The sequence below is a fragment of the Thomasclavelia sp. genome (assembly GCF_017889095.1).
Lineage (GTDB): Bacteria > Bacillota_I > Bacilli_A > Erysipelotrichales > Coprobacillaceae > Thomasclavelia.
Map to the genome: position 1 here is coordinate 1 of NZ_JAGHEW010000151.1, position 8,940 is coordinate 8,940.

The window sequence follows — 8,940 nt, forward strand, 5'->3', positions numbered from 1 at the left end:
AATGAAAGATCGGGGTAAAAAAGTAGTTATTATTGACTGTGATTTTCGTAAACCGGCCTTACATAAAGTGTTTGAATTAAAACAGTTAAATAAACATAGTTTAACGGATTTTTTAGAAGATAAATGTAGTTTTAATGATCTATTTAATTATCAAGACGGTTTAACGATTATTTGTCAAAATGATTCTAAAGCCGATTCCAGTCGGTATTTTTTTAAAGACCAATTTGCTAGGTTTATTGAACTATGTAAACAAAACTATGACTATGTCATTATTGATACTCCGCCACTAGGTTTATGCGTAGATGTCGAGATTATTATTCCTTATTGTGATGCATCAATTATGGTGGTTAGTCAAGATTATAGTGAAATCGGGATTATTAATGATTTGGCGGATACATTAAAACAGCCCAATCATGATTTTATCGGTTTTGTTTTAAATGCCTTTTATCAACAGCAAAGTATTCAAAAAACATATAGTCAATATAACAGTTATTACCAATATCAAAAACGAATGAATCATAGATAGGAGGAAAGGTAATGGACGAAATAAAAAATGAGGAAGAGATTACTATTGATCTATGGGTCTTATGTCGTGATTTTATAAGAGGCTGCATTAAATTCTGGTGGCTAATTTTAGTTTTAACTTTAGCTGGTGCGGGAATTTTATTAGCTGTTAATCTCTGCTTATCTACCCCGATGTATCAGGCATCAGCCACTTTTACGGTCACTACTAATACATCGTCTAATACCGGTAGTCAAGGCGGTTATAATTATTATTATGATAATTCCTCAGCCGAACAGTTATCGCTAACATTTCCATACATATTAAACAGTCAGATTTTAACTGATGCGATTAAAGAAGATTTAGGTACTGATCATATCAATGGTTCAATTTCAACATCAATCATTTCTAATTCGAATATGATTACAATGAGTGTAGTTAGTGATGATATGGATAATTCTAAAAAGGTTTTAGAATCAACGATCAAAGTATACCCTTCGATAGCTCGTTATGTAATTGGGATGACTAAGTTTAATATGATTGAAAATCCAATGGTTTCCGCTACTCCCTATAATCAGCCTAATTATTTAAAAATAACTGGTACAGGTGCACTGATTGGCTTAGCTTCATCACTAGTAATAATTGTTTTATATGCCTTTTTTAGAAAAACGGTTCATAAAACTCAAGAATTAGAAGAGGTCATTAATTTAAAATGTTTAGCAACGATTCCGTATGTAAAACCCAAAAAACGCAAATATCACCAAGAACAAATGCCCACAATTTTAAATTATCATAATAACTCTTTATTTCAGGAAAACTTAGAAAGCTTACATATACGGATTGCTAAAGAACTTGCCGATATAAATGGGAAAAGCTTAATTTTTACCAGTACAGTTTCCGGTGAAGGGAAATCAATGATTGCTTTAAATACAGCTTATGCATTAGCCCGCAACAATAAAAAAGTATTATTGATTGATGGTGATTTAAGAAAGCAAGATTTAAATAAACAGCTTGATGCTAAAACTAATGGAGTTGGGTTAAATAGTATTAAATATGGAAATGACGTAGTTGAAGATGCTATCAAATATTTAGAAAATGGGAAAATTTATTTTTTAGGCGGCGATAGTGTTGTTGAAAATCCGGCTTTTATTTTATCAAATCAAAATATGATCAAGTTTATGGAAAAGATGAAACAGAAAATGGATTATATTATTTTTGATGCACCACCATGTGAAACTTTTGAAGATGTATTCTTATTAGAAAAATATGGTGATGCTTTTGTTTATGTAATTAAACAAGATTATATTCAAAGAAACCGGATCGTTGATTGTTTAAGTGTTTTATCAGAAAGTGAATTGCCAATATTAGGTTATGTTTTTAATGGTGATAGTTTATCATTCAATGATCATGGAAGATATGGCTATTATGGTAAATATGGACGTTCTACTTATTATTCAAAAAAAGCTTAAAATGATCTTAAAAGATAAAATTAATTTATCCAGTATTAGTGACAAAATGGTTAAGGTGGTGATATGATGATTGATTTACATTTACATATAATGCATCGCATTTATGATGGTGCCCAGGATTTATACGAATCAATAGAAATGGCAGAAATTGCTGAAGATAGTGGAGTCGAAGTAATTGTAGCTACTCCACATAGTAACTTTAAAAATGTTTATGAAAACTATTATGATCAATATTTTGAACAAAAGTTTGAAACCTTAAAAGCAGCCTTAAAAGAAAATGATCTATCACTAACTTTAATTCCCGGAATGGAGATCATGGCCTCGGATGATATTGTTGAAAAACTACAAAAGCACCAATTAATAACTTTAAATCACACCAATGTACCATTGGTAGAATTTGATTTTATGGTTGAGTTTGAGTATATGTATTTTATTACCAAAAAATTATTACAAAATGGCTATCAGCCGCTGATAGCTCATCCTGAACGTTATATTTGTATTATCGATAAACCTGAAAGAATAAGAGAATTAGTAACTATGGGAGCCTTGATACAATCAAATAAATCCAGTATTTTAGGCCATTTTGGGATGTCAATTCAAGCTTGTGTAAATTATTTGTTAAAAGAAGATTTAGTAACCGTGGTAGCCTCTGATGGTCATGGTGTTGATATAAGAACGCCAGCAATGGATGAAGTACGATTTTATTTGGATTTAAAATATGGTGAAGGAACAGCTAAACGATTATTAGAAGAAAATCCTAAAAGAATATTGAAGTTATAAGCGACTGTATTAATGATGCAGTCGTTTTTTTGTTTTGGATATTTGCTATAACTTAGTTAAAAATAATTATATTACTAATAAAATACTAATAAATTTATTAATTATAAGTGAAAACTTAGTTAAAATTGACAATAAATGATAAAAATACTATAATTAGTATAGAAAATGGGGGGAGATAATTTTGGAAACAATTTATAATATAATGGCAGTTTTGATAAATAAAGTTAATTTGTCTAATAAGTATGATGATTTTTTTACAAAAAGTAAAAAAGTTCACGATTTGGCAGTTAGTGAGATAAAACAAAAGATTCCGGAAATATTTTTAGAAGATGGTTCATTAGAAATAGATGCGTTGACAATAGATATAATAAAAGATAATAATTTTATAGTTAGGCTAAAGCATCTTGCAAATGAATATATAAGAGAAGAAAATAGTTTTAAATTATTAAAGTTATTACAAGTTTTAGATTCTTCAGTAAAATATTTGATAAAAATCAGTTGTGAAGATGATGAAGGTTATAAGGAAATAATTGCATTAAATACAAATTATGATGACACTGATATACTGCTATTACCTTATGTAAAATGCTTTTGGAAACGCCATAGTAATGGGAGTCAACATGGATACAAAATAAATCATTGTTTGCAAAATACATATTATATAATAAAATCGGATTTAAAAGATTTAACAGTCAAACACCTGTATCTAAATGAGGCATTATTTTTGAACGCTATACAAAATAAAAGGTTAAAAGTTGCTTGTTCACCTGTAACTAATAATGCTGTAATTGATAAAATCGAAACAATAGAAGATGTTGAAGGAAATTCTTTATTTTTTATTTCAAAAATTAAAAATAAAGAATTGATTCAAAAAAAGATATTAGAAATTATCGAAGAAGCAAAACGTAGAAATGTAGATATATTAGTTTTTCCAGAAATTTTGGGATTTGAGGAATTAACGATGGAAGCAATAGAGCTAATTACTAATAATATATTAGAAAACTATCCACCTTTAATTGTTTTACCAACTGTTTGGAAAGATTATTCAAATGCTAGTGACGTTATAATTGAAAATGGTCGCTTGATTATTAAGCAGGCTAAACAAAATCCAATGAATTTTAATGGGGCAAATGAATATATTATTCCTGATAAAATTCTATATGTAATTCATGCTTTTGGTATAGGTAGAATATGTATCTTAATTTGTAAAGATATGCTTGTTTTTGATTATCTGGATATTATTTTAGAAGATGCGCAGGCATCATTAATCATTGTGCCTTCTTTTTCTACTGGTAACTATGATTTTCAAAATGCAATAGCTAGATGTCAGGCTTATGATTGTGATGTCGTTTGGATTAATTCTTGTGCTGCAATTCATTTGGCTCCTTCTAAAACAGATAATTTTAAGATAATTGGTATCATATTGGAAAGCGGAAAAGGTTCTAATAATAGTGTGAATTTTTGTCAAAACGAAAAGTGCAAAAACTGTGATTTACGAATGTGTATGTTTGAACATGAAATACGGCTAGATTATAATAGAAGTATAATAGCTTAAGAGGTGATATAAATGAAACCGTTAAAAAGTGTAAATGAAATGAATAATATTTTAAAATATGATTTAAAAGATTTAAGTTTACCATTAAAAGATGTCAATCAGGAGATAAAAAATCGTTTGTATACTAATTATGAAAAGGATGATATGAATGAACTTAAACATTTAATTCAAGTTGTCCAAAAAGCTGGGCAAATTGTTAGAAAAAAAATTGTTTCAAAACAAGAACAAGGTGCCTATCAAATAGGTGTTTTAATGGGGGTGGCATCTGGATATGAACAATTATTAGGAAAAAAAGTATTTGATCAGACTGTTAATAATGAGATGCTTATTTTAATAGAAAAAAATAATGTTAAAAATATATTGATTTTAATGTATGAACAACCTGACTTGAGAAATAAAAAGTTGGTTGAAAAATTTGGAGCGTATGTTAACGAGTTATTAAGGCAGTTAATGGAAGTTGGACTTGTTGAAAAAACATATATTAGTAAATATAGCTTGTATAATTTAACGTCACTAGGAAGAAAACTTGTTGAAAAAAAGTGGAAAGTTTCATTAGATTTAAAAGAAAAATCATTGGAGCATAGTTATAATGTTTTAACGATCGAATTTGAAACAAAACCAAATTTACAAAAGAATTATCCTAAAAAAAGAAAATACGAATATACATGGACCAGAGGAATAAATAGGTGAACATATGAAAGAAATAAGAGAATATTTCAATAATTTAAAACAAGATAAAATTAATATTGATAAATTGATAGAAAAATATCAAAAAGGTGAATTGAGTGAAAATGAAAAGAATATTTTATTTAGTTTATTTGATTTATTAAAAAGTTTTGTAAAATCAAGTGATGTAGATTTAAAAGTGGTTTTAAAAGATTTTATTGGTAATAAAACAGTAATTAATATTATTGATGAAATTGTAATGGAATCATTAGAAAACTATTTTAATATGAGTAAATTACGTGAAATTGAAAAAACAAATTATTTGTTGGCTAAAGAATTTATTGATGAATTATTTAATCAATATATAGTTAAATATAATCCTCGTTTTAGTGATAATTATTCTACATATAATTTTGAATCCCAAAAACAGATGATTAAAATAATAGATGCTTTTAATTTTTTGTTTACTTTTTATGCTGATATGAATTTTGTCTTGGAATATATCTATAATGATTTATTAGAGGAATTAGGATTAACACCTAGATTAACTGATTATTGTGTAAAAAAATACGAACAGAATTGTAATTCTATTCGCCAAAATCTGTTTTTTGATCGAATCCGTGAAATAGAAAGAATATTGAAAGAGTAGTTGTGTTTATTTAAAAAGTGATTATCTATTTTGATAATCCTTTTTATTTACAACATAAAAATATTATCTATTATTTTTGGTGAAAAAAAGCTTTACTGCCTGTATAATGAAATGTATTAAAAATGTAAAACTATAATAACTTTAATAGGGGTAGAAAGTAATGAATGATGTTTTTAAAAAGCTGGTGGATGTAATATTTACAAAAATACCTTTTTCTAAAAAAGCAGAAGCAGTTAAATATGATGTTCAAAAAACCTTAGAGAATTTATATGTTCAAGAAAATAAGGAAACTGAAATCAACGGTTTAAAAAATATATTAGCTAAAGTAAATGATATTTATGATGCGGGTAAATTAGCTGGATATAGTGAAACAGAAATTGATGAGTTAAAAGATATGAGCGATTTAAAAGATAAAAAAGCGACTCAAAAGGTTATGAAAAAATATCGAAGAATGATATTGCTTGAATCATTAATAATTATGTTTATGGTTAATTTAATGATTAATATTGCTTATAATTTATTTTTCAATTGTTTATATATTTTAATTTTAGGCATTATTTTATTTTTTGTTGCTAAAAAAAGAAAAAATTATTTAACTGAATATAATTTACTAGAAATAAAATGTGATGATTCGGGTAAAAAATATATTCAATCAATGAATGATAAATATATTAAAAAAGAAATAAATGTAACAGCATTATGTATTATTTTATTAGCTTATTTGATTTTTACTAACAGTTATTCGTATTTAACTTCAGCCTATACAATTAATGATATTTACCAGCAAATCAGTTATGCTAGTACAATAATTGGTTTAGCGGTCTTTTTAGAGTTTAAAAATATCGGGAATCGTAAATTATTTGGTCAATATTTTAATCAAGATAAAGAACATGAATTTCAAGCTCAAATAAAAAAGATAAGTATTTTTTGTTTTATTTATTGGGCTTTAATAATTACATTATTACTGTTGTTTAAAAATAGTGCTACCTATTCTTTAAATTACTTTTTAATTGCAGCAATTATTAATTTAGTTATTTTATTTATCTATAATTTAACGTTAAGAAAACAACTGGTAATTCAAAATATTGTAGTTAATGTTAAAAGGATCGCCCTAGTTAGCCTGTCAGTTATTTTAATTGTTGGTTATCAGTTTATGTCAATGGATTTTTGGTTGATTCAGCCATATATTAATACCGTTTCACCAATTGAACGAGAAGCTGATGAAATAAGTTATAACGATGAAAATGGTGTTTATACGATTACAACTGAAAAATCTGATTTTAAAATAATGCAGTTAACAGATATCCATTTAGGTGGCAGTGTTTTTTCGTTATCTAAAGATTTAAAAGCATTACAGGCAATCGAAAAATTAGTCAACGTAGCTAATCCGGATTTTATTGTAGTAACAGGTGATCTGGTTTTTCCAATGGGAATTATGTCATATTCATTAAACAATCGTGCTCCCATTGTTCAGTTTGCAGCATTTATGCGTAATCTAGGAATTCCTTGGGCGTTTACTTATGGTAACCATGATACTGAAGCGATGTCGGTTATTACCGATGAACAGTTTGATGAATTATTAAAATCCTTATCATATCGTACATCTAAAAATCTTTTATACCCATATATTCAAAGCGATATCTATGGTCGCAGTAACCAGTTAATTGAAATAAGAAATAGTGATGGGACTTTAATGCAGGCATTATTTTTATTAGATTCTAATGACTATATTCCTGGTGGCAGTTTAAATGAGTATGATTATATCCATGATGATCAAGTAGACTGGTATCAAAAACAAGTAGAAAGATTGTCGAAACAAGAAGGCTATACCATTCCTTCAATGTTATTTTTCCATATTCCATTACAAGAATATCGTGAGGCTTATGAACTCTATGAAGATAATAGTGATGAAGTTACTTATTATTATGGTGAAATCGGAGAAACAATGATCGATAAAATTTGTGCTTCTAAATATCCAAGTAAATTATTTGATACGGCTGTAAAATTAAATAGCACTAAAGCAATGTTTTGTGGTCACGATCATTATAACAATTTATCAGTGGAATATCAGGGAATCAGATTAACCTATGGGTACAGTATTGACTATTTAGCGATGCCAGGGATTGAAGATGATACTAAGCAAAGAGGAGCAACGTTAATTACGATTGCTAAAGATGGCACGTTTACAATTGATCCTTATCGTTTGATTGATATAAGATAAGTTTGATAATAAGAGAAATTTGTTTATGAAATATAAATAAATTTCTCTTTTTGTTTATTTAAATATAAGGATATTTCTAATTGTTCTTTTCCTTATAAAAAGTAGTAAAAAAATAGATGAGTATGACAGATATTGACTTAACTTTATTGATAACTTGTAGTATAATTGATTTTATCAAATCAGGATTTACTAAATCACGATTAGATAAAAGAGGTGAAAATTATGTTTATTGGTAGAGAACGTGAGCTTACATTTTTGGAAAACAAATATAATGATAGAAACAGTCAGTTAATTGTTTTATATGGTAGACGCCGGGTTGGAAAGACAGAAACATTAAGAAAATTTTGCCAAGGGAAACCGCATATCTTTTTTTCTTGTACACAAAGTACAGATAAAATCCAGCTTCAAAAATTTTCACAACAGCTTTTACGTGAAAATATTCCGGCAGGACAATATATTAGAGAATTTGTTGACTGGGAACAGGCTTTTATGGCAATTATGGAATTGCCTTATGGAAATAGAAAAAAATTGATTGTTATCGATGAATTTCCATATATGTGTAAAGGAAATAAAAGTATTCCATCAATATTACAAAATTTGTGGGATATTAAGTTAAAAGACAGCAATGTTATGATTGTTTTATGTGGAAGTGCAATGAGCTTTATTGAAAAAGAATTACTTGCTGAAAAAAATCCTCTCTATGGCAGAGCAACAGGAATATATAAAATGAAAGAAATGGGATTTTATGATGCTATTCGTTTCTTTCCCAATTATTCAGAAATTGATAAAGTGATTGCGTATGCAATTCTTGGTGGTGTACCACATTATCTTAACCAGTTTGATCCTGATTTATCAATTGGGGAAAATATCAAACGAAATATTCTAACAAGAGGTTCAATATTGTATAGTGAGGTTGATTTTTTACTTCATCAAGAACTTAGAGAAACACCTATATATAATTCGATTATAGAGTCCGTTGCCTTGGGAAACACTAAATTAAATGAAATAAGTCAAAAATCACTGGTTGAAGATACATCAAAGACAAGTGTATATTTAAAAAATTTGATTGAATTGGGAATTATTGAACGTGAATTTTCT

The 8,940-nt window shown here is 27.6% G+C and carries 8 protein-coding genes; all 8 read left to right on the forward strand.

Going from position 1 to position 8,940, the window contains the following annotated elements:
* Positions 1-526 (forward strand): AAA family ATPase (locus tag J7M77_RS06905; protein ID WP_296877101.1); only part of this gene is annotated, 526 nt, incomplete at its 5' end.
* 11 nt (positions 527-537) lie between these two features.
* Complete coding sequence (locus J7M77_RS06910; RefSeq protein ID WP_296877102.1) at positions 538-1,971, forward strand: polysaccharide biosynthesis tyrosine autokinase; 1,434 nt, start codon at positions 538-540, stop codon at positions 1,969-1,971.
* Between the two features lie 66 nt (positions 1,972-2,037).
* Entirely contained in the window at positions 2,038-2,751 is a 714-nt protein-coding gene (locus J7M77_RS06915) for a CpsB/CapC family capsule biosynthesis tyrosine phosphatase (protein WP_296877103.1), read from the forward strand.
* Positions 2,752-2,932: 181 nt separating this feature from the next.
* Positions 2,933-4,306: a hypothetical protein gene (locus tag J7M77_RS06920; protein ID WP_296877104.1), complete on the forward strand. Its 1,374-nt coding sequence runs from the start codon at positions 2,933-2,935 to the stop codon at positions 4,304-4,306.
* A 12-nt stretch (positions 4,307-4,318) separates the two neighbouring features.
* Positions 4,319-4,996 (forward strand): hypothetical protein, encoded by a 678-nt coding sequence (locus J7M77_RS06925; RefSeq protein WP_296877105.1) that lies wholly within the window; start codon positions 4,319-4,321, stop codon positions 4,994-4,996.
* 4 nt (positions 4,997-5,000) lie between these two features.
* The gene (locus tag J7M77_RS06930) at positions 5,001-5,621 is read left to right on the forward strand and encodes a hypothetical protein (protein WP_296877106.1); all 621 of its coding nucleotides are present in this window, start codon (positions 5,001-5,003) and stop codon (positions 5,619-5,621) included.
* Between the two features lie 160 nt (positions 5,622-5,781).
* Entirely contained in the window at positions 5,782-7,842 is a 2,061-nt protein-coding gene (locus tag J7M77_RS06935; protein ID WP_296877107.1) for a metallophosphoesterase family protein, read from the forward strand.
* 222 nt (positions 7,843-8,064) lie between these two features.
* Positions 8,065-8,940 (forward strand): ATP-binding protein (locus J7M77_RS06940; RefSeq protein ID WP_296877108.1); only part of this gene is annotated, 876 nt, incomplete at its 3' end.

What these genes read in the sequence shown, in the direction of transcription:
- J7M77_RS06910 (WP_296877102.1), top strand. Translation starts at nt 538, where the DNA reads ATGGACGAAATAAAAAATGAGGAAGAGATTACTATTGATCTATGGGTC.
- J7M77_RS06915 (WP_296877103.1), top strand. Translation starts at nt 2,038, where the DNA reads ATGATTGATTTACATTTACATATAATGCATCGCATTTATGATGGTGCC.
- J7M77_RS06925 (WP_296877105.1), top strand. Translation starts at nt 4,319, where the DNA reads ATGAAACCGTTAAAAAGTGTAAATGAAATGAATAATATTTTAAAATAT.
- J7M77_RS06930 (WP_296877106.1), top strand. Translation starts at nt 5,001, where the DNA reads ATGAAAGAAATAAGAGAATATTTCAATAATTTAAAACAAGATAAAATT.
- J7M77_RS06935 (WP_296877107.1), top strand. Translation starts at nt 5,782, where the DNA reads ATGAATGATGTTTTTAAAAAGCTGGTGGATGTAATATTTACAAAAATA.